This window comes from Burkholderia sp. FERM BP-3421 (assembly GCF_028657905.1).
In the GTDB taxonomy this organism is placed as follows: domain Bacteria; phylum Pseudomonadota; class Gammaproteobacteria; order Burkholderiales; family Burkholderiaceae; genus Burkholderia.
In genome coordinates this window covers 405,691-428,616 of sequence record NZ_CP117782.1, presented here as the reverse complement: position 1 = coordinate 428,616, position 22,926 = coordinate 405,691, and the positions used below count along the sequence as shown (strand labels likewise).

The 22,926-nt window shown below is 66.3% G+C and carries 18 protein-coding genes and 2 pseudogenes; 6 read left to right on the top strand and 14 right to left on the bottom strand.

What is annotated here, in order from left to right; all coding sequences use genetic code 11:
* The first annotated feature begins 31 nt into the window (after positions 1–31).
* Complete coding sequence (locus tag Bsp3421_RS18180; RefSeq protein WP_274004262.1) at positions 32–1,489, top strand: HDOD domain-containing protein; 1,458 nt, start codon at positions 32–34, stop codon at positions 1,487–1,489.
* A 168-nt stretch (positions 1,490–1,657) separates the two neighbouring features.
* Here Bsp3421_RS18180 and Bsp3421_RS18175 read toward each other — a convergent pair whose 3' ends face one another.
* Positions 1,658–2,602, bottom strand: a complete 945-nt coding sequence (locus Bsp3421_RS18175) for a LysR family transcriptional regulator (protein ID WP_274002175.1) — start codon at positions 2,600–2,602, stop codon at positions 1,658–1,660.
* A gap of 611 nt (positions 2,603–3,213) precedes the next feature.
* On the opposite strand from Bsp3421_RS18175, the gene Bsp3421_RS18170 reads away from it, so the two are divergent.
* From Bsp3421_RS18170 to Bsp3421_RS34450, 4 genes and pseudogenes are all read left to right on the top strand, one after another.
* On the top strand, positions 3,214–4,305 hold the full coding sequence (locus tag Bsp3421_RS18170) for a pyridoxal phosphate-dependent aminotransferase (RefSeq protein ID WP_274002174.1): 1,092 nt from the start codon (positions 3,214–3,216) through the stop codon (positions 4,303–4,305).
* Between the two features lie 88 nt (positions 4,306–4,393).
* Positions 4,394–5,935 (top strand): histidine ammonia-lyase, encoded by a 1,542-nt coding sequence (gene hutH, locus Bsp3421_RS18165; protein WP_274002172.1) that lies wholly within the window; start codon positions 4,394–4,396, stop codon positions 5,933–5,935.
* Between the two features lie 113 nt (positions 5,936–6,048).
* Entirely contained in the window at positions 6,049–6,822 is a 774-nt protein-coding gene (locus Bsp3421_RS18160) for an ABC transporter substrate-binding protein (RefSeq protein ID WP_274002170.1), read from the top strand.
* A 207-nt stretch (positions 6,823–7,029) separates the two neighbouring features.
* Positions 7,030–7,242, top strand: a pseudogene (locus Bsp3421_RS34450) (IS481 family transposase); the annotation flags it as partial.
* A gap of 44 nt (positions 7,243–7,286) precedes the next feature.
* On the opposite strand, the gene Bsp3421_RS18155 reads toward Bsp3421_RS34450, so the two are convergent.
* Complete coding sequence (locus Bsp3421_RS18155) at positions 7,287–8,591, bottom strand: EAL and HDOD domain-containing protein (protein WP_274002168.1); 1,305 nt, start codon at positions 8,589–8,591, stop codon at positions 7,287–7,289.
* A 217-nt stretch (positions 8,592–8,808) separates the two neighbouring features.
* Positions 8,809–9,603 carry an ABC transporter substrate-binding protein gene (locus Bsp3421_RS18150; RefSeq protein ID WP_274002167.1) on the bottom strand — a complete coding sequence of 265 codons (795 nt, stop codon included), beginning with the start codon at positions 9,601–9,603 and terminating at the stop codon, positions 8,809–8,811.
* 726 nt (positions 9,604–10,329) lie between these two features.
* Here Bsp3421_RS18150 and Bsp3421_RS34045 point away from each other — a divergent pair.
* Positions 10,330–10,458, top strand: a pseudogene (locus tag Bsp3421_RS34045) (glutathione transferase GstA); the annotation flags it as partial.
* A 30-nt stretch (positions 10,459–10,488) separates the two neighbouring features.
* Here the strand turns inward: Bsp3421_RS34045 and astE are convergent.
* The 11 genes from astE to Bsp3421_RS18090 all read right to left on the bottom strand — a co-directional run bounded on the left by astE (position 10,489) and on the right by Bsp3421_RS18090 (position 22,924).
* Entirely contained in the window at positions 10,489–11,520 is a 1,032-nt protein-coding gene (astE, locus tag Bsp3421_RS18140; protein WP_274002162.1) for a succinylglutamate desuccinylase, read from the bottom strand.
* Entirely contained in the window at positions 11,504–12,844 is a 1,341-nt protein-coding gene (gene astB / locus Bsp3421_RS18135; RefSeq protein ID WP_274002160.1) for an N-succinylarginine dihydrolase, read from the bottom strand. Before astB ends, astE begins: the two co-directional genes overlap by 17 nt.
* 13 nt (positions 12,845–12,857) lie before the next feature.
* The gene (astD, locus tag Bsp3421_RS18130; RefSeq protein WP_274002158.1) at positions 12,858–14,321 is read right to left on the bottom strand and encodes a succinylglutamate-semialdehyde dehydrogenase; all 1,464 of its coding nucleotides are present in this window, start codon (positions 14,319–14,321) and stop codon (positions 12,858–12,860) included.
* A gap of 3 nt (positions 14,322–14,324) precedes the next feature.
* Positions 14,325–15,356 carry an arginine N-succinyltransferase gene (gene astA / locus Bsp3421_RS18125; protein WP_274002155.1) on the bottom strand — a complete coding sequence of 344 codons (1,032 nt, stop codon included), beginning with the start codon at positions 15,354–15,356 and terminating at the stop codon, positions 14,325–14,327.
* Complete coding sequence (gene aruF, locus Bsp3421_RS18120) at positions 15,356–16,414, bottom strand: arginine/ornithine succinyltransferase subunit alpha (protein WP_274002152.1); 1,059 nt, start codon at positions 16,412–16,414, stop codon at positions 15,356–15,358. Before aruF ends, astA begins: the two co-directional genes overlap by 1 nt.
* A gap of 12 nt (positions 16,415–16,426) precedes the next feature.
* Positions 16,427–17,656, bottom strand: coding sequence for an aspartate aminotransferase family protein (locus tag Bsp3421_RS18115; RefSeq protein ID WP_274002150.1), 1,230 nt, complete (start codon positions 17,654–17,656; stop codon positions 16,427–16,429).
* A gap of 828 nt (positions 17,657–18,484) precedes the next feature.
* On the bottom strand, positions 18,485–19,525 hold the full coding sequence (locus Bsp3421_RS18110; protein WP_274004261.1) for a GlxA family transcriptional regulator: 1,041 nt from the start codon (positions 19,523–19,525) through the stop codon (positions 18,485–18,487).
* A gap of 22 nt (positions 19,526–19,547) precedes the next feature.
* Positions 19,548–20,342: an ABC transporter ATP-binding protein gene (locus tag Bsp3421_RS18105; protein ID WP_274002148.1), complete on the bottom strand. Its 795-nt coding sequence runs from the start codon at positions 20,340–20,342 to the stop codon at positions 19,548–19,550.
* 21 nt (positions 20,343–20,363) lie between these two features.
* A complete protein-coding gene (locus tag Bsp3421_RS18100; RefSeq protein WP_252982657.1) occupies positions 20,364–21,077 on the bottom strand; it encodes an ABC transporter permease in 714 nt (237 codons plus the stop codon).
* Positions 21,074–21,760 carry an ABC transporter permease gene (locus tag Bsp3421_RS18095; RefSeq protein ID WP_274002146.1) on the bottom strand — a complete coding sequence of 229 codons (687 nt, stop codon included), beginning with the start codon at positions 21,758–21,760 and terminating at the stop codon, positions 21,074–21,076. Before Bsp3421_RS18095 ends, Bsp3421_RS18100 begins: the two co-directional genes overlap by 4 nt.
* A 606-nt stretch (positions 21,761–22,366) precedes the next feature.
* Positions 22,367–22,924, bottom strand: a complete 558-nt coding sequence (locus Bsp3421_RS18090; RefSeq protein ID WP_274002144.1) for a hypothetical protein — start codon at positions 22,922–22,924, stop codon at positions 22,367–22,369.
* Positions 22,925–22,926 lie beyond the last annotated feature (2 nt).

Genomic DNA, 22,926 nt, shown 5'->3' with positions numbered 1-22,926 from the left:
GTCCGGCCGGCCAATACACACACAGATACGAATGTCTATCACCGAACACATGCCCAAGACAGCATTGCTCGACAAGCTTTGGGCGCGGATGAACGAACGAGGCGATTTCCCGCTGTTGTCGGAGTCATTGCGCGCGACGATGGCCGCCATGAAGAACGACGATCTGGATTTCACGGCGCTGGTGCGGGTCGTGCTGTCCGATTTCGCGTTGACGCAGAAGGTATTGCGGCTGGCCAATTCCGCGATGTACATGGCCTTTGGCGGCAACATCACGACCGTGACGCGGGCGCTGATGGTGCTGGGCATGGATGCCGTCGGTCATCTGGTGGTGGGGCTGAAGCTCGTCGACCACTTTCACCACAGCGCCCCGCGGCGGATCGAGGCGAAGCTGGAGTTGAACCGCGCCCTGCTGTCGGGGTGCGTGGCGCGCAAGCTGACGGCGCAGACGGACTTGCGGGCGGGCGAGGAGGCGGTGGTCTGCACGCTGATGCGCCAGGTGGGCAAGCTGCTGGTGGTGTGCTATCTCGACGGCGAATGGGACGCGATCCAGCGCCGCGCGGCGGAATTGGACGGCGACGACGAGACCGCGTGCCAGGAGGTGCTGGGGGTGGGATTCGAGGAGATCGGGCTGGAGGCCGCGGCGCGCTGGCGGCTGCCCGAGCTGATCCGCTCGGGGATGACGCACTACGACGCGGACGAAGAGGTGTCGCCGGACGTGCGCTGGCTGCGGGCGGTGAGCCATTGCTCGACCGACATGGCCGCGGCGCTGACGGCGCCGGCGGGCGCGCAGCGGGACGCGCGGATCGCCGCGTTGGCGCATCGGTTCGGCGACGTGCTGAACTTGGAGCCGGAGCGGCTGGAGGAGATGGCGGCCTCGCTGGCGGATGAAGAGGCGAGCGACACGATGATGCGGGAGATCGTCGAGTTGCGGGCGAATGCGGATGCGATCGCGCGGGCGGCGCCGAATCCCGAGGCGCGCCTGGAGGCGGGGCTGGCGGATTTGCGGGCGCTGCCGTCGGAGCACGTGCTGGGGCCGGTGCTGGCGCTGGCGTCGGAGAGTGTGCTCGCGGGGCTCGCGTTTACGCGCACCGTGATGTTCGTGCGGCGGGAGGATGGGGTGTTCGCCGCGCGGCTCGGGTTCGGCGCGGATGTCGACGCGGTGCTCGGACGGCTGGCGTTTCACGAGGCGTTCGAGCCCGACGTGTTTCATCTCGCGATCAGCAATACGGTCGGGATCTTCATCGAGCACGCCCAGGATCCCAAGATGCTGAAGCGTTTGCCCGGGTGGTATCGGGAGGCGTTCGACGACGCCCGGTCGTTCGTGCTGTTGCCGGTGCTCGTCGAGCAGCAGGCCGTCGCCCTGCTCTATGCCGATTGGACCGGGGGGCAGGCGGCGCGCAAGATCTCCCAGCAGGAGATGGCCGTGCTCAACGAGCTTGGGCGGGAATTGGGACGGTTCTTTCGCGGGGCGATGGACGAGGTCCGCTGACGTTTCGCGCGTCGCCTCGACGCCGCAAGGCGGACGACGACGCTGAATATCGCAATCAGATCGTGACGTTAAGTCGAGGTTGGCGAAAACGTCACGCATCCGGGCCGCCCCTCGGCGGCGGGACATCGAACGAGCATGGCCGCCTCTTGTCGACCTCGACGCGGCCGATCAGCAGGGCCCGAGCATATCGCGTCGGGCCAGCGCAAAGCGCCTGCACTCCTCCTTGAGCCAGGTTGAAAACGCAGCGGTACGCGGCTCGTTCGGCTCCTGGCACAACAGCACATAGCGCGCCGGTGCGCGAGCCGTGTGCTCGAATGCCTTCACGAGCCGTCCGCTCCGGAGTTCTTCCTGAATCAATACGGTGCGGCTCAGGACGATACCCTGATGATTCAGCCCGGCCGAAATCGCCAGGCTCGACAAGTTGAATTGCGGACCGGCCCCGCGCTCGGACCAATCCGGGAAACAAGCCGTCGCCCAAGCTCGCCACTCGATGTATTCCGGGGCGCCCACCCACGGCTCCGCATCATGCAGGAACGTGAGATCGTCGGATAGCTCGCCGGCCGCCAATGAAGGATGGGCCGCGACGTAATCGGGCGTCGCCACCGCCACCAGGTATTCATCCAGGATCGCCTCCTCCGACGCCTGCCGATGGCTGTCCGGGTTATACCGAATCGCAACGTCGATGTCGTTCTCCATCATCAGGTGCCGGTCCAGGGGGTGAAACTCGGCCTGCAGGCGCACCGAAATATCCGGCTGATCCCGATGGAACTCGACCAGCCGCGGCATCAGCCACTGCAATGCGAACGACGGCAGGCAATTCACCTTGAGCGGGGTACCCGACAGGCTGAGGCGATGCACGGTGCGGCTGATTTCCGCGAACGCCTCCGACGTCGTTTCGTAGAGCTGCACACCTTTCTCGGTGAGCACGAGCCCTCTTCCCTGACGCTTGAAAAGCGGATATCCCAGCCTTTCCTCGAGGTTGCGAATCTGCTGGCTGATCGCGCTTTGCGTGAGATTCAGCGCCGCTGCGGCCTTGGTGAAGCTCAAGTGGCGACCGGCCATTTCGAAGCATCGCAGCGCGCCGAGAAAGGAAGAGTCCAGAGTCAGCCTCATAAGTCAGCCTAATGCCTCGATTAGAACAATTCGCTATTTTGATCACCTCGCGTAGTCTACGATAGGTTCGTCGGATATAGCACGGAGTCGATCAGGAGACGCATCGTGGAGGATTGCTTGGCACCCCCGATCCATTATGCAAACTAACAGGCACGCGGCCGTGCGGCTCGATGCATCAAGGCGGGCGAACCCGGGCCGCGCACACACCGGGACGCGGCTCCTGTCTTGCGGGCGAGCAAGGCATGAGGGCTCGCCATTGCCGGGCGCCCGTCAGGCGCGATCACGACGGATGATCGTGCCAATCGCCTGATTCTAAAGACGCGAAGCGACTGTTCGAACACCACCTACCGACAACGGGCTGCCGGGTAGAGATCGCTCATGGCGCGGGCTTCAGAAACACATTGATCCTTGTTCATGAGCAGCGCAACGCAACATAAACGCCACATGAATCGACCAATCATTTCGCATGGCTGATTTTCCGGATTGAAATAACGGCCTCGAAGTTATTCCGAGCAGGAACCCATTATCGAATCGATAAATCATTACCAAACAGGGAGCAACCCGCATCGAATCGGCGGGTGCTCGGCGCAATCCACGAATACTTGATCGACATGAACGAAAATCATCCAAATTCCAAATCACCGCGCCTGTACGAGCTGGAAACATCGCTCGAGCTTCTGGCGAATCGATATGGTCTGAGTCAATCCAGCATGATCGATTTCTCGCTCAATGTTAACCCGCTCGGCTGCTCGCCGGCGGCTATCACGGCTGCGCGCGAGGCGATGGGAAACGCAAATTTTTACCCGGACATCAACTTGTCGGCATTGCGCGCCGCTCTTTCGAATAAATATCGGCATGCCAAAGGGAAGTTTCTCTTTGGCGCCGGCCTCGATGACGTGATCAAATTGCTGATACATGCCTGGACCGCGCCCGGGGACACGATCCTCATCCATTTGCCAACCTTCCCCCGCTACGCCCTCGAGGCGCAATTGCACGGTTGCGAGGTCATTGGTGTAAAGGGCGGAGCGAGCCAGCGGTTCGATGCCGATCGCTATACCGAAGCCTTGCGAAGCAACCGCATCACGATGGCTTTCATCTGCTCGCCAAACAATCCGACGGGGGAGCTGATCGACATCGACGTTATCGAGGAAATGGCCCGATCCTTTCCTCAAACGATTTTCGTCGCGGATGAGGCATTAATCAATCCCAAAAAGGAAGGGTGCCTCAGATTGCCGGACAAATTGAACAACATCGCCGTCATGCGGACCTTTTCCAAGTTCTTCGGCTTGGCGGGAATGCGTGTCGGCTTTGTCGTGGCCGCTGAAAAACTCATCGATACCGCCGAAATGGCGCGTCCGCCGTTTAATGTATCGCGCCCGGCTGCCGCCGCGGCGGTTGCCGCGCTTGAAGACGAGGAATTCATAGCAAGATGCGACCGCACCTTTCTGGAGGAAAGCAATTACTTCCGCGAAAGAATCAGCCAAAAATTGGATATCGGCGTGCTTGGATCGCACGGCAATATGATGCTGCTCGAATTGCAATCACAATCTTCCGCGCAAGCCGCGGCGAAAATCGCGCGCAAGGGAATCGTCGTTGCGGACGCCACTTCATTCGACGGTTTGCAGGAAACGGCAACGCTGCGCGTTTCCCTTAGAAGCAGAAAAGAAAACGAGAAACTCATTTCCGCGCTGCTGACCCTCTGAACGATCGGAAAAACCCGGTTATCTCCCCTGCCCGACTCACAGGACGGCCCGCGCGACGCGTCAACCCTCACCCATCTATCACGAGACCATGGACAAGACTGCCCAACACATTTTGACCCCCGGCACTGTGACGCTGCGCCAGTTGCGCTCGATCCATGAGCAGGGCTCGCCGTTCCTGATCGATCCGGCGGCCTTGGCAGGCGTCGCGCGCGCTCAGGATGTCGTCGCCACGCTGATCAGCGAAGGCAAGACGGCTTACGGCATCAATACCGGTTTCGGCAAGCTCGCCCATACGATCATTCCGACCGACAAGCTGAAGCAACTCCAGGAAAACCTGGTGCTCTCTCACAGCGTCGGAACCGGCGAATGCCTCGACGACAAGACCGTTCGTCTGATCATGGCGCTCAAGGCCGTGAGCCTCGCCCGCGGCTACTCGGGTGTCCGTCCCGTCGTCATCGAGCGCATCGTCCAACTCGCGAACCACGGGTTTTATCCGCGCATTCCTTCGAAGGGGTCGGTCGGGGCGTCGGGCGACCTCGCCCCGCTGGCCCACCTGGCCGCCGCGCTCATCGGCGTGGGGCGCGTGAACTATCGCGGAACCGAGATGAGCGCGCTCGACGCACTCGAACTCGCCGGCGTCGCGCCGCTGGAACTCGGGCCCAAGGAAGGTCTGGCGCTGCTCAACGGCACGCAAGTGTCGACGGCGCTCGGCCTCGTCGGCCTGTTCGGCGCCGAGCGCGTATTCGCCGCCGCCGTCACGACAGGCTCGCTGTCGCTGGAGGCCATCATGGGCTCCAAGGTGCCGTTCGACGCGCGGATTCATGCAGCACGCGGACAGCAAGGTCAAATCGACGTGGCGGCTATCTACGCCGACATGCTCGACGGCAGCGCCATCCTTGATTCGCACGCCGATTGCGGGCGCGTTCAGGACCCCTATTCCATTCGTTGTCAGCCTCAGGTGATGGGCGCGTGCCTCCAGCAGATCCGCAACGCGGCCGAGGTGTTGCGTGTTGAATCGAACGCGGCCTCGGACAATCCACTGATTTTCTCCAACGAGGGCGACATCCTGTCGGGCGGCAATTTCCACGCCGAGCCGGTGGCCTTTGCGTCGGACGCGCTGGCGATTGCGATCGCGGAAATCGGCGCGATTTCGGAGCGACGCATCGCGTTGCTTCTCGACACCCACTTGAGCGGACTGCCCGCGTTTCTCGTCAAGGAGAGCGGCCTGAATTCCGGATTCATGATCGCGCAAGTCACCGCGGCAGCGCTCGCGTCCGAAAACAAGTCATTGGCCCATCCGGCGAGCGTCGACAGCCTCCCGACTTCCGCCAATCAGGAAGATCACGTCTCGATGGCAACCTTCGCCGGCCGGCGGCTGGCGACGATGGTCGACAACACGGCCGGGGTGGTTGCGATCGAAGCGCTGGCGGCCGCGCAGGGTGTCGAATTCCGCCGACCGCTGCGCTCGGCGGAAAACATCGAAGCGGCAATCGACGAGATCCGCGCTCGCGTGCCCGCTTACGACGAGGATCGTTTCTTCGCCCCTGACTTGCAGGCCGCGAAGGACTGGGTCATGACATACCACTTGCCGCATCGACATCAAACCACGCTCCCCAGCTACACGGAGTGAACGCTCCGAGGACTGCTTCATATTGAATCATCCAGCCAATCCCGTTTCATTTACCCCCTTCGTGCCTACCGCTTGACGCATTCGATATCGCGAAGTCAATCCATGGAGAATTTATGAAAAAGCTTGCCCTGTACCTTGCTATCGTGGCCAGTTCCACGACTGTCTATGCGAAAGATTGGACAGTCGTCCGGTTTGGCGTGGATGCCAGCTATGCGCCGTTCGCATCGAAGCGCGCCGACGGCGGCCTGGTCGGCTTCGACATCGATCTCGGCAACCAGATCTGCGCGCGCCTCAAGGCAAAATGCGTGTGGGTCGAGAATGACTTCGACGGGATGATTCCCGCACTGAAGGCAAAGAAATTCGACGGCGTGCTGTCGTCCATGTCGATTACGCCGAAGCGCGCCGAACAGATCGACTTCTCCGACAGGCTTTATAAGGAGCCGAGGCGCCTTGTCGCGAAGAAGGGCTCAGGGCTGCTTCCGACACCGGAGTCGCTGGCCGGCAAGGTGGTCGGCGTCGAGCAGGGCTCGACCGAGGAAACCTACGCGAAGACCTACTGGGAGCCGAAGGGCGTGAAGGTCATGTCCTACCAGAATCAGGACCAGGTCTATACCGATCTGCTCTCGGGCCGATTGGACGGTGCGTTGCAGGATGAGGTCCAAGCCGATATTGCGTTCCTGAAAACGCCGCGCGGCGCCGGCTTCCAGCTCGTCGGGGCGGAACTCGTCGACGAGAAGATCCTCGGCAGCGGCACCGGCATCGGCCTGCGCAAGGAGGACGTCGATCTGCGGGTAAAGATCAATAAGGCGATCGCCGACATGCTCAAAGACGGCACCTACAAGAGTCTCGAAAAGAAGTACTTCGATTTCGATATTTACGGAGGCTAGGCGCCCGTGGTCGATGGGCCCGCAAGTTGCCCGGAGCGTGCGCCGGCAGCTGGCGGAAAGGTCGTGCGATCACGTGCGGCCCGGGACGTTCGAGCCGACCACATTCGTCTCGCCGTCGCCGAGAAGCGTCACGCTGCTCGCGCCTGTCCTCTCGGTGATTCATGGATATCGCTTCAACCCCCATGAGGCGATGGCGCGCGGATACCGATGCGATGGCGGCGAGTACGCATGTATCGGGAGACCGGCAACGCCGGTCTCCCGTGCACGCCTTCGGTATCCCTGGGTCAACACGTCGCAGGCGGCTGCGGCGCCACCCGGAAGCGGGAAAAGCAGGCCGTCGCACTCGAAGCCGTGCTTCCCGCAACCCGCCCGGATCGTCTTCGCCTGCGGGCTGAACGATCCTCCGCCGAATCCACGCAGCGGGCGCCTGCTGACCGGGTGCATCACATCCAGCCCAATTCCGCTCAGTTCTGGAACCGCCCCAACCCCACCGCATCGAGCGTGTAATCCGCACTGGCGGCCCAGGCGGCAGCCTTGAGCGCGACCTTGCCCGCCTCGGCGGAGGAGAAGCCCACGAGCCTCCCGCACCCCACCTCGACCGCCGCCCAATCGGCGCGCTCGATCCCGACGATCACGTCGAGCAGCGCGCCCAGCGCCCCGTCCCGGGACAAGATCGCCGCGCGCACCGTCGGCGACACGGTCAGATCATCGAGCGTCACCGCGATCGGATCCCCAAACACCGCATCGATCAACGACAACGCCCCTACCAGAAACGCCGCCTCCACGGTCCGCCGGTCCGCGTCCGGCAACGCCATCGCCGCCAGTTCCATGAACCGCGCCCGCGTCGCCGCCAACTGCACCAGCGGATCATTCTCCAGCGCGACCTTGCGCCCATCCGCATACAGCAGGATCTGCGTCCAGCGCGCAATCCGGTTGGTCCCGGTCGCCGCAATCGCCTCGCGCAAGGTCGTCGCCTGACGCCCGATCCCCGCTTCCCCGGTATTCGCCAGCCGCATCAAATGCATCACCAGCACCGGGTTCAGCTTCAACTCGACTTCGAGCTGCGCGACGTTCGGATCGGTCGCCAACAGCTGCATCAGGTTCAGCAACGCATGCCGAGGCGCACTCACCCGCCGCGACGGGCTCACATGCCGATGCGCGAAACAGTAGCCCTGGAACTGCACGAAACCGAGCGCCTTCGCCTGCTCCTGCCGCTCCGGCGTCTCCACGTTCGTCGCGATCAGGCGCTTGCCCGCCGCCTTCATCGCGTCCACCAGCTTGCGCAGCATCGGCCCCGCGATCCGCTCCAGATCCAGCTTCACCGCCTCCACATACGGCAGCAATTGCGCAAACCCCGGGCCCGGCTCGGCCACCCCGTCCAGCACAAACCGGTATCGCCGCCGATGCAACGCCACCAGCCGCACAATCAAATCACCGTCGATCTCCATCTGCGCCGACAACTCGAACGTATAACGCTCGGGCGTCAACGCCTGCATCGCGTCCGCGAACAGCAACGGCCGGGTCGCCGCGAGCAGCGCCTTGTGCCCGCCCAGCGACGCCCGCACGCCCGCTTCACGGATCCCCGCCACCAGCGCCTCCGGCCACTCGCCGAGATCCTCTCGCACCCGCAGCGCAAATCCGTTCAACAATCCGTCGCGATCCACCAGCGGCTGCCGGCTCACCAGCAAGGCCAACGCCTCCGGCGCATCCGTCCCCTCGTCCCCCGCTCCGTCCTCGGCGCCTAGCCCCGGCACGGTCCTGTTCTCCATCTCTGTTCCCCGGTTGCAGATTTCTCGTAGGCTGATTTCCGGCCGCTGCGGCTCTCGTCGTCCGCCATTCTTATCTCAATAATTAAGCGGGTGATGATACACCGGCAAATTGACGCCTGTCGCTCGCGAATCCGCGCGCGTTTGATCCTCCAAAACAAAACCGGCCGCATAAGCGGCCGGTTGCTCGATCGTTGCGCGGCCCCGGGCCGCGCGCGGATCACTTCAGCGTGACGGGCACGCTGAAGTACTGCTTCGCCAGGCCGTCGATCGTGCCGTCGGCCTTCAGATCCTTCAACGCCTGGTTCAGCGCGGTCTTCAGCTGCGCATCGCCCTTGCGCAGGCCGTAGCCCACGCCGATGCCGAGGATCTCGGTATCCGACACGTGGCCGCCCGCGAACGCGAAGCCCGCGCCCTGCGGCTTGCTCAGGAAGCCCTTCGCGCCTGCCTCGGAATCCTGGAAGGTCGCGTCGAGCCGGCCCGACTTCAGGTCTTCATACGCCAGATCCTGGGTCTGGTAGGGCACCACTTCCACGCCCGCCGGCGCCCAGCGCTTCTTCGCGTACGCTTCCTGGATCGTGCCCTGCAGCACGCCCACCCGCTTGCCCTTCAGCGAGGCCGGCGTCGGCCGCAGCGCGCTGCCCGCCTTCGCGATCAGTTGGTTCGGGATCGTATAGATCGGATCCGTGAAGTCGATCGCCTTGCGACGCTGCTCGGTGATCGTCATGTCCGAGTTGATCGCGTCGAACTTGCGCGCCTGCAATGCCGGGATCAGCCCGTCGAATGCATTCTCGACCCACACGCACTTGACCTTCAGCTTCGCGCACACCGCGTTGCCGACGTCGATGTCAAAACCGGCAAGCTTGCCGTCGGGCGTCTTGTATTCGAAGGGGGCATACGACGCCTCGACGCCGAAACGCACTTCCTTCAGGTCGGCGGCAAACGCACTGCCCGCCGCCAGCGCCGTGGCCGTCACCACCGCATGCGCGGCCATCTTTCGCCAGTTCAACTTCATCAGGGGGTTCTCCTCGTACGATGGAACAGGTTCGATCAACAATCGGTCCGGCGCATCTTTGCAGCGCCGGTATTCCCGGACAAATGGCCGGGCTCCTCGTGATGCGGCGCAACAGCCGCGAACCCGCGATTGTACCGCCCCGCGCCCGCCGTTCCGGTCGAGCGCCGCTTCGGTCCGCCTGTTGCAGTGCGCGCAACGGTCGCCGGCCCGGCTCGGCCGATTCCGCAAATCCGTGTCGCACGCGCGCAAGCGGGCGGCGTCAATCGGCCGCGCCGCCCGCCTCGGCCAGCGCGTCGGCCAGATGCGCGTACACCGCCGACACACGCGGCAGATGCCGCGCATCGGGATGCGCGAGCACCCACACCACAGCTGCGATTCGTTCTCGTCGAGCCGCGGGCTCACCTGGGCCAACCCGGGCCGGCCGCGCGCGAGGAAGACCGGCAGCACGCCCATCGCGAGCCCCGCCTCCACCAGTTCGCATACCGACATCACGCAGTTCACCCGGTAGCGCGGCTCGATCTCGGGATGGCGGCGGCGACGCCAGGCCACCGAGGGCTGATGCGACAGCGCCAGGTCGGGCGCCGCCCAGTCGCATTCGCGCCGGGCGGCGGGGTCGCGCAGCCGCGCCGCCTGCGCGGCCGGCGCGAACACCGCGATCCGCAGCGCGCCGACCGCGCGGCCGATCAGGTGTTCCGGCGCGCGGCGCGTCGCGCGCACCGCGACACGATCGCGAACTGGTCGAATGTCCTGCGGATTCCGCTCGCGCCGTATCCGCATCTGCTCGCGTTCATGGCGCGGATCGCCGAGCGCCCGACGGTGCGCGACGCGCTCGCGGCGGAAGGCCTCGGGCGCTGACGCATACGCGCCGCGCGCGCCGCGCCTGCATCACGCGAGCGCGGCGTGCGTGGCGTCGGTCGTCTCGATCACCATCAGCCCGGCGCGCAGGCCCGGCTTGACGGTCGGATTCGGGAACACGATGCGCTCCTCGTCGTGCCGGACTTCGTAGCGGTAAGCGCCGTCGCGCGCGAGCAGCGCGCCGCGCGCGAACGGCGTGAAGTTCGGCACGTCCGTCGCGACGAACAGCTCGAATGCGTCGCTGTGCTTCGTGATCTGGTCGATCACCGTGAACACGCGCGGCAACGCGCCGCCCGCGGCGGGCATGCCCGCCGCCAGCCGCCGCACCGCGTCGTCCGCGCCCGCGAAACGCGCGAGGTCGTTTTGGCCGAACGGCATCACCTTGCCGAGTTCGAGCGTGCAGGCGAGCGCGCCGCACCGCTCCGCACAGAAGTGCGAAAACGTATTGCCCTTCGCGGTATGCAGCAGCACCGCCATGATCTGCGCGCCGCCGAGCCATTCGAACATGGCGCGGGTCGGCGCCGCGCCCGTATGCGGCAGCAGCGCGAAACGCTCGAACACCGACGCGCGGATCGCCGTATGCATGTCGACGTGCCAGCGCGCCCCCGCCGCCGCGTCGAAAAACGCGCGCGCGGCCGCTTCGAGCCGCGCCGCGCGCGGCGCTTCGCGACTCGTCGCATGCTGCGCGTGGCGGCCGCTGAACAGACGGTTCAGATCGTCGTCGAGGTAGCGTTCGCCCGCGCGCATCGCAGCCGGATTGCCGAGCGCGACGAGCAGGCGGCACGCGAGCGGCAGCGCGCCGCGCGCGAGATCGCGCACGAGCGCCGACAGCAATTCGATCGGCGCGGTCTCGTCGCCGTGCACGCCCGCCGACACGAGCACGCTCGGCAACGCGGCAGCCGGCGCGGCCGGTTCGAACGCGAACAGCCCCTCGTCGAGCCAGGTCCAGCGCACCGCGCCGTTCGCGCACGGCCCGCTGCGCGGTTCGGGCGCCGCGCCGCCCAGCGTCAGCGCGAGGCAGTCATCGAGCCACGCGCCGCCCGCGTCAGCGCTGGAAGTCATACAGGGACCCGAGGCCGAGGATCTGCGTGAGCGCGTCGAGCGCAGTGCGCGATTCGTCGAGCAATGCCGGATCGGCGAGGTCGGCCGACGCGAGCCGGTCGCGGTAGTGGCGCTCGATCCAGCCGTCGAGCGACGCGAACAGCGTGTCGTTCATCCACACGTTCGACGTGACGGCCGCCCGCTCCGCCTCGCTCAGCACGACGCGCAGCCGCAGGCACGCAGGCCCGCCGCCGTTCTTCATGCTCTCGCGCAGATCGAACACCAGCACCTCGTTGATCGGGCCCTTGCCGGCCGCGAGCTGATCGAGATAGGCGGCGACATTCGGATTCTCGCGGCACTCCTGCGGCACCACGAGCACCTGCCGGCCGTCGGCGCCCGACAGCAGCTGGCTGTTGAACAGGTACGACGACACCGCATCGGCCAGGCTGACCGCGCGATCCGGCACCTCGATCACGTTGAGCGCCGCGCCGTGCGCGCCGAGCGAGGCGCGCAGCGTGTCGTAGACCGCCTGCTGGTCGACGAACGCGCGTTCGTGGCAGAACAGCGTATCGCGGTTGCCGACGGCGATCACGTCGTTGTGGAACACGCCCGCGTCGATCACGTCGGGATTCTGCTGCGCGTAGATCGTCGCGGTCTCGCGCAGGCCGTGACGCTGCGCGACCGCGCGGCTCGCCTCGAAGGTCTGGCGCGCCGGGAAGCGTTTCGGCTCCGGCCCGCGTCGATATTCGGCGCGGCCGTACACGAAGAACTCGACGCCCGGGTTGCCGTAGGCCGAGCAAAAGCGCGTATGGTTGGCCGCGCCCTCGTCGCCGAGCGCCGGCGTGCCGGGCAGCGCCTCGTGCACGACGAAGCGCGTCTCGTCCGCGAAGATCGCGGACAGCGTGCGACGCGTCGCCTCGTGCTCGATCGCGCGATGCAGCTTGCTGCACAGGTTGGCCGGCGTGAAATGCACGCGGCTGTCGCCGGTGTCGGCGGACGGGCTCACGGTGGCCGCGTTCGCGGTCCACATCGCGGAGGCGGAGCTGGCCGCGGCGAGCAGCTCGGGCGCCTGCGCGGCCGCCTTCGCGATCACGTCGGCGTCCTTGCCGGAAAAGCCCAGCTCGCGCAGCAGCCGCAGCGACGGCCGCTCCTGCGGCGGCAGCACGCCCTGCGCGAAGCCGAGGTCGGCGAGCCGCTTCATCTTGCGCAGCCCCTGCTTCGCGGCCGCCTTCGGATTCGCGGCCGACTTCTCGTTGTTCAGCGACGCCACGTTGCCGAACGACAGCCCCGCGTAGTTGTGGGTCGGGCCGACCAGCCCGTCGAAATTCGCTTCAGTTGCGTTCATGGTCGCTTCCTGCTCAGAAATGAAGGCCCGGCGACACGTTCGCGGGCATCTGCAATTGCGCGCTCTCCACCGAGGCCATCGGATACGCGCAGTAGTCGGCCGCGTAGTACGCGCTCGGCCGGTGGTTGCCGGAGCGCCCCGCGCCGCCGAACGGCGCGGCCGACGATGCGCCGTTGGTCGGCCGGTTCCAGTTGACGATGCCCGCGCGGATCGCGTGCCGGAACTGCGCCCACGCGGCCTCGTCGTCGGCAAGCAGGCCCGCCGACAGGCCGAACGCGGTGTCGTTGGCGCGTTCGAGCGCCTCGTCGAAGTCCGCGTAGCGGATCACCTGCGCGAGCGGGCCGAAGTGTTCCTCGTCGGGCAGGTCGCGCACGGCGGTCACGTCGAGGATCGCCGCGTTCACGAAACCGAGCGCGGGATCGCGCTGCGTCATCGCGACGAGCGGCGTCGCGCCGCGCGCGAGCAGCGCGTCCTGGGCGGCGACGAGGCGCGACGCCGCGCGCGCGGAGATCACCGCGCCCATGAACGGCTGCGGCTCGGCGTTGTAGACGCCCGCCTCGATGCGCGCCGTCACGTCGACGAGACGCGCGAGGAAACGATCGCCGAACGCGCCGCGCGGCACCAGGATGCGGCGCGCGCAGGTGCAGCGCTGCCCGGCCGACAGGAACGCCGACTGGATCGTGTGATGCACGGCCGCGTCGAGATCCTCGACCTCGCCGATCACGAGCGGATTGTTGCCGCCCATCTCGAGCGCGAGCACGATCTCGGGGCGGCCGCCGAACTGGCGATGCAGCACGGTGCCGGTATCGGAGCTGCCGGTGAAGAACAGCCCGTCGATCTGGCGATGGTTGGCGAGCGCGACGCCCGTGTCCTTCTCGCCCTGCACGAGGTTCAGCACGCCGTCGGGCAGGCCGGCGTCGCGCCAGGTCTCGACCGTCGCGCGCGCGACCGCGGGCGCCAGCTCGGACGGCTTGAACACCACCGTGTTGCCCGCGATCAGCGCCGGCACGATGTGCCCGTTGGGCAGATGGCCCGGGAAATTGTACGGACCGAACACCGCGACCACGCCGTGCGGCCGGTGGCGCAGCACGGCGACGCCGTCGGCCATCGGCGCGCGCTTCTCGCCGGTGCGCTCGTGATAGGCCTGGATCGAGATGTCGACCTTGGCGGCCATCGACGCGACCTCGGTGCGCGCCTCCCACAGCGGCTTGCCGGTTTCGCGGCCGATCAGCGTGGCGATCGCCTCCTTGCGTTCGCCGAGCAGCGCGGCGAAGCGCTTGACGATCGCGCAGCGCGCGTCGAAGCCGAGCGCCGACCACGGCGCGAACGCGCGGCGCGCGGCGGCCACCGCGCGCTCGACGTCGGCCGCCGCCGCGCCCGCGCCTTCCCACACCGTTTCGCCCGTGCCCGGATTGCGCGACGCGAAAACCGGCCCCGTGCCCGCGGCCCAGGCGCCGTCGATAAAGAGTTCTGTCATGACTTATCCCTGTTTGGCTTTGAGCGGCAGCACGCGCACGAGGTCGCCGGCTGCCACGTTGAGGGCGGCTGCGTCGGCCGCGTTGAGCGTGAATACCCCGTTCTCGATCGCGCCCGGCGCGACGCCGACGCGGAAATCGCCGAGCGAGGTGTTCGACACCAGCGCGCGCGGCGCGGCGGCGCCCGGCTCGACCACGCCGATCACGACGGGCGCCGCTTCGCTCTCGCGCACCGTGCGCAGGTCGGCGATGTGGCATTCGAGCACCGGGCCGGCGTCGAAGATGTCGACGTGGTTCTGGTAGCGCAGGCCTTCCGCTTCGAGCATCTTGCGCGCGGGCAGTGTGTCGCGGTGCGTGAGCCCGACGCAGTCCTGCGCCTCCTGCGGCAGCAGGTCGACGTAGACGGGAAAGCGCGGCATCAGCTCGGCGAGGAACGACTTGCGGCCGTGCGAGCTCAGATAGTCGGCGGCGTTGAAGTCGATCTGGTAGAAGTGCGAACCGACGGCGCGCCAGAACGGCGAGGAGCCGCTGTCGTCGAAGTGCCCGCGCAGCTCGGCGCACAGACGTTCCGGGAAGCGTTCGCGGAACTGCGCGATGAACATGAAGCGCGAGCGCGACAGCAGGCCGCCGACGCCGCCCGTGCGATAGCGCGGGCTCAGGAACAACGAGCAGACCTCGGCATAGCCCGTCAGGTCGTGCGAGATGTTGAGCAGCGACATGCGGGTCCACACGCCGAGATCCTGGCTGGCGTGGACGACCGTGCTGACGCGATAGTTGTAGAACGGCTGCTCGAGCCCGACCTCGGTTTCGAGGCCGCACACGCCGGCGATGTCGCCCGTGGCGGTGTCTTCCATCACGAAGAAATAGCCGGCTTCGGCGGGCGCGGCGCGGCCTTCGAGCGTGCGCCGGGTGCGCTCGACGCGCGCGGCGAGCGCATCGCGATCGGGCTTGAAGGTGGTGAGGCCCGGGCCGGTTTCCCGCGCGAGCGCCACGAGCGCATCGACATCGCCCGTCTGTACGACACGAACGACGATCATCACGCGTCTCCCGGATTGACGGCGGCCGCGCCGCCGGATTGATGCAAGGGCACGCAGCGGACCGTATCGCCTGCGATCACGTCGAGCGCGGCGCGCACCTCGGCGGACAGTGGCGCATCGCCGTCGTGCGCGTCGGGCAGATCCGCGAGCACGCAGCGGAACGCGTCGCCGCGCCCGCTCGACAGCAGATAGGTGCTGTCGCCGCGCGACGCGTCGGCATTGCGCACGGAGCGCAGCACGCCGCGCGTCACGCAGGCGGTGCGATCGACCTGCGCGGTGAGCACCGGGCCCGCATCGAAGATATCGACGTAGCGATCGGGTTCGAAGCCTTCTTCGAGATGGATGTCATAGGCGAGCAGCGCGTGCTGGTTCGGCTCGCCGAGCACGCGCTGGGCGGCCTCGGGCAGGAGCGGCACGTAGAGCGGATAGCGCGGCATCACCTCGGCGATGAAGGTGCGGCTGCGGCCGCCCGACTCGATCTCGACGGCGGCGAAATCGCGGCCGAAGAACTTGCGGCCGACCGCTTCCCAGAACGGCGACATGCCGTGTTCGTCGGTGACGCCGAGCAGCAGCGAGAACACCTCGGAGGTGAAGCGGCGGCGCTGGGCGGCGATGAACATCATGCGGGCGCGCGAGATCAGGTGCGCGGCGGCGTCGCCGCGCAGCGCCGGATCGACATAGAAGCCGGCGAGCCGGCTCTTGCCGGTCAGCTCGTGCGACATCGTGAGCGCGTGGATCTTGCGATTCACGTGCAGCTCGCGCGAGGCGTGGATCAGCGCATCGTTGCGGAACGCGTAGAACGGTTCCGAGTAGCCGGCGGCGGCGACGATGCTGGCCGTGCCGAGCAGCTTGCCGGAGACGCTGTCCTCGAGCACGAACAGATAGAACTCCTCGCCGGGGAAATCGACCTCCGTGCGAAACGAGTCCTCGGACAGCGCGACGCGCGCTTCGAGCGCGTTGCGGTCGTGCGGCAGCGAATGCAGCACCGGTTGCGCGGTGCGCGCCATGTGCGCGAGCGCGTCGAGATCGGCGAGCCTGCCTGGGCGAACGAATAGCATCGTCGCACCCGCTCAGCGTGCGGCGGCGGTGGCCGCGAGCACCTGTTCGACGGCCTTCCCGAAGCGGGCGAGGCCTTCGTCGAGGACTTCGTTGGGGATCACGAGCGAGGGCACGAAGCGCAGCACGCTGGGGCCGGCCACGAGCATGATGACGCCGTGCTCGGCGGCGGCGGACACGAAGTCCTTGGCGCGGCCGTCGAATGCGTCGACGAGTTCGGCGCCGACCAGGAGCCCCTTGCCGCGGATTTCCTTGAACAGGTTGAAGCGTGCGTTGATGCGGGCGAGCGCGGCCATGAGACGCTCGCTGCGGTCGCGCACGCCTTGCAGGAGGGCGGGATCGCTGATCAGCTCGACGACCTTGTCGGCGATGGCCGAGGCGAGCGGATTGCCGCCGTAGGTGGTGCCGTGCACGCCGACCTTGAAGTGAGCGGCGAGTTCGTTGGTGGTGAGCATCGCGCCGATCGGGAAGCCGTTGCCGAGCGCCTTGGCGGTGGTGAGGATATCGGGGGTGACGCCCGAGTCCATGTAGGCGTAGAAATGGCCGGTGCGGCCGACGCCCGTCTGGACCTCATCGAAGATCAGCAGCGCGCCGTGGGCGTCGCAGGCATCGCGCAGGGCCTTGAGGAAGGCGGGATCGGCGGGGATCACGCCGCCCTCGCCCTGGACCGGCTCGACGATGACCGCGCAGGTTTGCGGGCCGATGGCGGCCTGGGCGGCGGCGATATCGTTGTACGGGAGATGCTTGATGCCGGCGGGGATGGGGCCGAAGCCTTCCGAGTACTTGGGCTGGCCGCCGACGCTGACGGTGAAGAGGGTGCGGCCGTGGAACGACTGGGTGAACGAGAGAATCTCGACCTTGTCGGCGCCGTGGCGTTCGAACGCGACGCGGCGGGCGAGCTTGAGGGCGGCCTCGTTGGCCTCCGCGCCCGAGTTCGCGAAGAAGGCGCGATCGGCGAAGGTGAGGGATTCGAGGCGGCGGGCGAGGCGCAGGACGGGTTCGTTCGTGTAGCCGTTGCCGATGTGCCAGAGCTTGCGGCTTTGCTCGTCGAGGACCTTGAGGAGGGCCGGGTGGCTGTGGCCCAAGGCCGTCACGGCGATGCCGCCGGCGAAATCCACGTAGTCGCGGCCGGCCGTGTCCCACACCCACGAACCCTCGCCGCGGTCCGGCACGAACGGCGCGGGGGAAAATACCGGCACCATCACTTCGTCGAAAGTCTGGCGGGTCACGGTCGGGGTGGTCATGGCGGATCCTTTTTTCTCTCAAGAGGTAACAGGGGTAGTTTAGATAACGGAGGGAGCGGTCGTCTTGCGTGTTTGCGACTCGTTCCTCATGGTTTGTTGCTTTGGTTTTTTGTGGATGTCCTGTGAGGGTGTTGGTTTATTAGCGTCGCCCCTCCCCGGGACAGGGGTCACTTTTCTTTGTCCCCCAAGGGGACTTCCTTCGGGGCGTCTTGCCAAAGAAAAGTAACCAAAAGAAAGGCGTTTTTTAGATCCGAAAATAAGGTGCGATGGCGTTCAGAGTGGCCCAGCCGTAGCGAGTGGCGTAAGGGCGCAACGGGGATCGGCCCGCGCAGGGTCCGACCATACGCGCCGTAAAACGGAGTGGTATACCGCCCGCAAGCTCCTGCTCGCTACGCTCTCAGTCCGGTCCACTTCCCGCGCATGCGTCCTCGCGACTCAATCCGCGCATCGCGTCACTTCAGCAAAAAATAGAACCGCATCAACCACTCGACGTACCGCCGCGCCCTCAGTACCACCGGCGTGGAGTACCCATCTACGAGCGCAGCGAGGAGAAGCTTGCGGGCGGTATACCACTCCGCTTCACCGCGCGTATGGTCGGACCCTGCGCGGGCCAATCCCCGTTGTGCCCTTACGCCACTCGCTACAGCAGGGCCACTCCGAATGCGATCGCACCTTATTCTCGGATCTAAAGCGCCTTTCTTTTGGTTACTTTTCTTTGGCAAGACAAAGAAAAGTGACCCCTGCCCCGGGGAGGGGCGACGCTAATAGACCAACACCATCACAGGAAATTTACGACACCAGACACAACCCAAACCGCGAAGCAGCACCTCAATCCAAAGGCTCCCTCTCGACAAGCGCCCCCGCCCGCGGCTCCCCCCCACGCCCATGCTGCTTCTCAAGCCAGGCGCGCCGATCCTCTCTCGGCGTCACTCCGAACCGCTCCCGATAGGCATTGGAGAAATGCGCAGCCGACGAAAACCCGCATGCAAGACTGACCTGCACCACCGACTTGCTGGTGCGCTGCAACTGCGTCCGAGCCTTCAGCAGCCGGAGATTCAGGTAGTACTTCGAAGGCATCGCCCCAAGGTACTGCCTGAACAGCCGCTCGAGCTGTCGCCGCGACACGCCCACCAACCCGGCGATCTCGTCGGTCGTGAGCGGATCCTCGACATTCGCCTCCATCAGCTGCAACGCATCGTTCAACCTCGGATGCCGCTCCCCGGGCGCGGTCACGAACGGAATCCGCTGCCGCGCCTCGCCGCTGCGCAGGCTCCCCGCCCCCATCGCATCCGCGATCCGCTCGGCCAGCTCCGGCCCATGGTCGCGCCCGATCACCGCCAGCATGAAATCCACGGTCGCCTGCCCGCCCGCGCAGGTCGCGCGGTCGCGGTCGATCTCGAAGATCTGCTGCGTCACGATCGAGCGCTCGAATTCCTCGGCGAACTGCTGGTAGGTCTCCCAGTTCACGCTCACCCGGTAGCCCGACAGCTGTCCCGCCATCGCCAGCCACCACACGCCGTGGTGGACCCCCGTCACCAGCGGCGTCCGCTGCCCCACCCGCGCCAGGCTCGCCAGGAACATCCGGTAATCGGCAAACTGCTGGAACCGCTCGCTCACCACGATCAGCCAGTCGCACGCAATCGCATCGTTGAACGCCGCATCGGCATGCCATTGCGCCCCGCCCGCCAGCGGCACCGCGCGCCCGTCCCACGAGCACACCTGCCACCGGTACAGCAGCCGCCCGTCGATCTCGTTCGCCAGATTCAATGCGTCGACGATCGGGCCCACCCCCGACATCGACACCGGCGGCAACGCAACGATCGCCACCTGCGCCGTGCGCGCACTCCCCACCGGACGTGTCACCGTGATCCCCACCCGCCCGACCGCCCCGTTACTTCAGGCTGCCCGACAGGAACTGCTTCAGGCGCTCGCTCTGCGGCCGCGCCAGCACCTCGGCCGGATCGCCCTCTTCCTCGGTCCGCCCCTGGTGCAGAAACATCACATGATTCGACACGTTGCGCGCGAACCCCATCTCGTGCGTGACGACGATCATCGTCCGTCCTTCCTCGGCCAGCTTCTGCATCACCTTCAGCACTTCACCCACCAGCTCCGGATCGAGCGCCGAGGTCGGTTCGTCGAACAGCATCACGTCCGGATGCATCGCCAGCGCGCGCGCAATCGCCACCCGCTGCTGCTGGCCGCCCGACAAATGCGACGGATACTGCTTCTCGACGCGCGGCGCCAACCCCACTTTCTCCAGGTACTCGCGCGCACGTTCCTCGGCCTCCCGCTTCGACAGGCCCAACACGTGCACCGGCGCTTCCATCACGTTCTCGAGCACGTTCATGTGCGCCCACAGATTGAAGTGCTGGAACACCATCGCCAGCTTCGTGCGGATCCGCTGCAGCTGCTTGTGGTCGGCCACCTCCAGGTTGCCCGCCCTGTCCGCCCGGGTCCGCACTGTCTCGCCGTCGACGATGATCTGCCCCGCATTCGGCCGCTCGAGGAAGTTGATGCAGCGCAGGAACGTGCTCTTGCCCGAGCCGCTCGCGCCGATGATGCTGATCACGTCGCCCGCCTTCGCGTTCAGCGACACGCCCTTCAGCACCTCGTTGTCGCCGTAGCGCTTATGGATGTCCTGCGCCGCCAGCTTGCAGGCGGGGCTCGTGTGCGTGGTCTCTGCCAACTGGCTCTCCCGGTTGTGAAATCAATGTCGGCCGGCCGCGAGGTACGCGAGCCAGTGGCGCTCGGCGCGGCGGAACGCCGCGACGAGTGCGAACGATACCGCAAGATAGATCAGCGCGGCGAGCCCGAACGACTGGAACGCCATGTAGGTCGCCGAATTCGCGTCGCGCGCCACCTTCAGGATATCGGGCACGGTCGCCGTGAACGCCACCGTCGTCGCGTGCAGCATCAGGATCACTTCGTTGCTGTACAGCGGCAGCGCGCGCCGCAGCGACGAGGGCAGGATCACCCGCCAGTACATCGTGAACGGCCGCATCCCGTAGGCCCGCGCCGCCTCCACCTCGCCGTGCGGAATCGCGCGGATCGCGCCCGCGAAAATCTCGGTCGTGTACGCGCAGGTGTTCAGCGCGAACGCCAGGATCGCGCAGTTGAATCCGCTGCGGAAAAACGCGTCGAGCAGCGAGTGCGAACGCACGAATTCCAGGCTGTAGACGCCCGTGTACAGCAGCAGCAATTGCACGTACAGCGGCGTGCCGCGAAACAGGTAGGTGTAGAAGCGCACCGGCGTCGACAGCCAGCGCCGCTTCGACACCCGCGCCACCGCGAGCGGCACCGCGCACACGAAGCCCAGCGCCAGCGACGCGACCAGCAGCCACAGCGTGACCGCCAGCCCCGACATGCGCTGGCCGTCCCAGTAGAGAAACGCGCGCCCGAATTCCTGGAGAATCTCGATCATAGTTCTGCGTGCCTGACACCAAGGGAATAGCGCTTCTCCAACTGGCGCAGCACGAGGTTCGACACCGTCGTGATCGCGAGATAGATGAGCGCCGCGACAAGAATGAAGAAGAACATGTTGAAGGTGCTCTTGCCCGCGTCCTGCGCCGCCTTCACGACGTCGGCGAGCCCGATGATCGACACCAGCGCGGTCGCCTTCACGAGCACCTGCCAGTTGTTGCCGATGCCCGGCAGCGCGAAGCGCATCATCTGCGGGAACATGATCCGCGCGAACACCCGCGCCCCGCTCATCCCGTAGGCGCTGCCCGCCTCCAGCTGGCCGCGCGGCACCGACAGGAACGCGCCTCGGAAGGTCTCGGTGAAGTACGCGCCGTAGATGAAGCCGAGCGTGAGCACGCCCGCCACGAACGGATCGATGTCGATCTGATCCCAGCCCAGCAGGTCGGTCAGCTGGTTCAGCCAGATCTGGATGCTGTAGAACAAGAGCAGCATCAGCACCAGGTCGGGCACCGAGCGGATCAGCGTCGTGTAGCCGGTCGCGATCCCCCGCAGCAGGCGGTTGCTCGACAGTTTCGCAACCGCGCCGAGCAGGCCCAGCACGACCGCGGCCGCGAGCGACAGCACCGACAGTTCGATCGTCTGCACGGTACCCGCCCAGATCACCGGGCCAAAGCCGTAAAGCATCGCGCGTCTCCGTCAAAGATTGGCAGCGGCGCGCGCCGTCACGGCCCGCACCGATTTGATCCGGATGGTCGCAAGCAAAAAATATCGGTTCAAATAGCGGGACATCGCCGTGTTGCGACGCAGCAAGCCCGCGCGCCGGCGCGCCGCCCGCCCACACGCCTGTTTTATCGAGATAAAGCGTGGACGCCGGTGTTCATTCCACCGCGACAGTGCGCCGCGTTTTTGCAGGTTTCGAGTCGCTTTTTCGATAGACCGCGACGGGCGGCTCTGCTCGGGTTAACCCGGCAAGCGTGGATCGGGCTCGCTCCGCCCGCCCCCGGCAGGCGGGACGCGCATCGCCGGCCGCCTCGCGGCGCGGCCACCCTCGCCGGCCACGCAATGCCTCGGCGAAGGCGAACGGAGCGGGGATGCGCAGTCGGTCCGTGCACTGCGCCTATCGCGCGCAAAGGCGATGACGCGAACGTCGTCCCGTCACGCACCGCCCCGCGGGCGACGCCCAGGCCGCCTGGGTCGCGCCGCGCCTGATCGATCCACACGCGACGTCACATGGCCTGCCCGTCGGTCCGAGCGCGCGCGCCGCGCGATCGGCCTCGGAAGCAACGCACGCTAACGGCCCTTGAGGAGATCGGAACGGGACGTCGTATACACCCGCCCGTCCGGGCCGAAATGCGCATTGAAATAGGCGTCCTGATTGACGCCGTCCTCGAGCCAGCGCCAGCTCCACACGATCTCGGGCTTGAGCGGATAGCGCGCGATCTCGCACGGCTTGCCGAGCAGCCGCCGCACCTCGTCCTCCGTCATGCCTGGCTGGATTTTCGCGAAGTTGGCGGCCGTCAGCACCTGGATCGCGACCATGAAACGGCCGTCGCGATCGAGATCGACCATGTAGGTCTCGTTGCCCATCGGGCCGCGCGGATATTCGAGCCGCTTCGAGCCGTCGGTGAACACGCGCTCGGTCTCGGGGCGCCCCATCTGCGCGCGCACCTCCGCCTCGGTCGAGACGCCGGGCTTGAGCCCTTTCAGCAACAGCGGCGCGGGCTTGATCGCGGTGAAGAAATCCTTGAGTCGTTGCACGGTTTGCTCGCGCTGCTGGTCGTCGCACGCCGACAGGGTAAGCACAACGCCGAGCAGCGCGACAGGTAGCAGCCTGGAACGGACCATCATCA

What these genes read in the sequence shown, in the direction of transcription:
- Bsp3421_RS18180 (WP_274004262.1), top strand. Translation starts at nt 32, where the DNA reads ATGTCTATCACCGAACACATGCCCAAGACAGCATTGCTCGACAAGCTT.
- Bsp3421_RS18175 (WP_274002175.1), bottom strand. Translation starts at nt 2,602, where the DNA reads ATGAGGCTGACTCTGGACTCTTCCTTTCTCGGCGCGCTGCGATGCTTC.
- Bsp3421_RS18170 (WP_274002174.1), top strand. Translation starts at nt 3,214, where the DNA reads ATGAACGAAAATCATCCAAATTCCAAATCACCGCGCCTGTACGAGCTG.
- hutH (WP_274002172.1), top strand. Translation starts at nt 4,394, where the DNA reads ATGGACAAGACTGCCCAACACATTTTGACCCCCGGCACTGTGACGCTG.
- Bsp3421_RS18160 (WP_274002170.1), top strand. Translation starts at nt 6,049, where the DNA reads ATGAAAAAGCTTGCCCTGTACCTTGCTATCGTGGCCAGTTCCACGACT.
- Bsp3421_RS18155 (WP_274002168.1), bottom strand. Translation starts at nt 8,591, where the DNA reads ATGGAGAACAGGACCGTGCCGGGGCTAGGCGCCGAGGACGGAGCGGGG.
- Bsp3421_RS18150 (WP_274002167.1), bottom strand. Translation starts at nt 9,603, where the DNA reads ATGAAGTTGAACTGGCGAAAGATGGCCGCGCATGCGGTGGTGACGGCC.
- astE (WP_274002162.1), bottom strand. Translation starts at nt 11,520, where the DNA reads ATGACTTCCAGCGCTGACGCGGGCGGCGCGTGGCTCGATGACTGCCTC.
- astB (WP_274002160.1), bottom strand. Translation starts at nt 12,844, where the DNA reads ATGAACGCAACTGAAGCGAATTTCGACGGGCTGGTCGGCCCGACCCAC.
- astD (WP_274002158.1), bottom strand. Translation starts at nt 14,321, where the DNA reads ATGACAGAACTCTTTATCGACGGCGCCTGGGCCGCGGGCACGGGGCCG.
- astA (WP_274002155.1), bottom strand. Translation starts at nt 15,356, where the DNA reads ATGATCGTCGTTCGTGTCGTACAGACGGGCGATGTCGATGCGCTCGTG.
- aruF (WP_274002152.1), bottom strand. Translation starts at nt 16,414, where the DNA reads ATGCTATTCGTTCGCCCAGGCAGGCTCGCCGATCTCGACGCGCTCGCG.
- Bsp3421_RS18115 (WP_274002150.1), bottom strand. Translation starts at nt 17,656, where the DNA reads ATGACCACCCCGACCGTGACCCGCCAGACTTTCGACGAAGTGATGGTG.
- Bsp3421_RS18100 (WP_252982657.1), bottom strand. Translation starts at nt 21,077, where the DNA reads ATGATCGAGATTCTCCAGGAATTCGGGCGCGCGTTTCTCTACTGGGAC.
- Bsp3421_RS18095 (WP_274002146.1), bottom strand. Translation starts at nt 21,760, where the DNA reads ATGCTTTACGGCTTTGGCCCGGTGATCTGGGCGGGTACCGTGCAGACG.
- Bsp3421_RS18090 (WP_274002144.1), bottom strand. Translation starts at nt 22,924, where the DNA reads ATGATGGTCCGTTCCAGGCTGCTACCTGTCGCGCTGCTCGGCGTTGTG.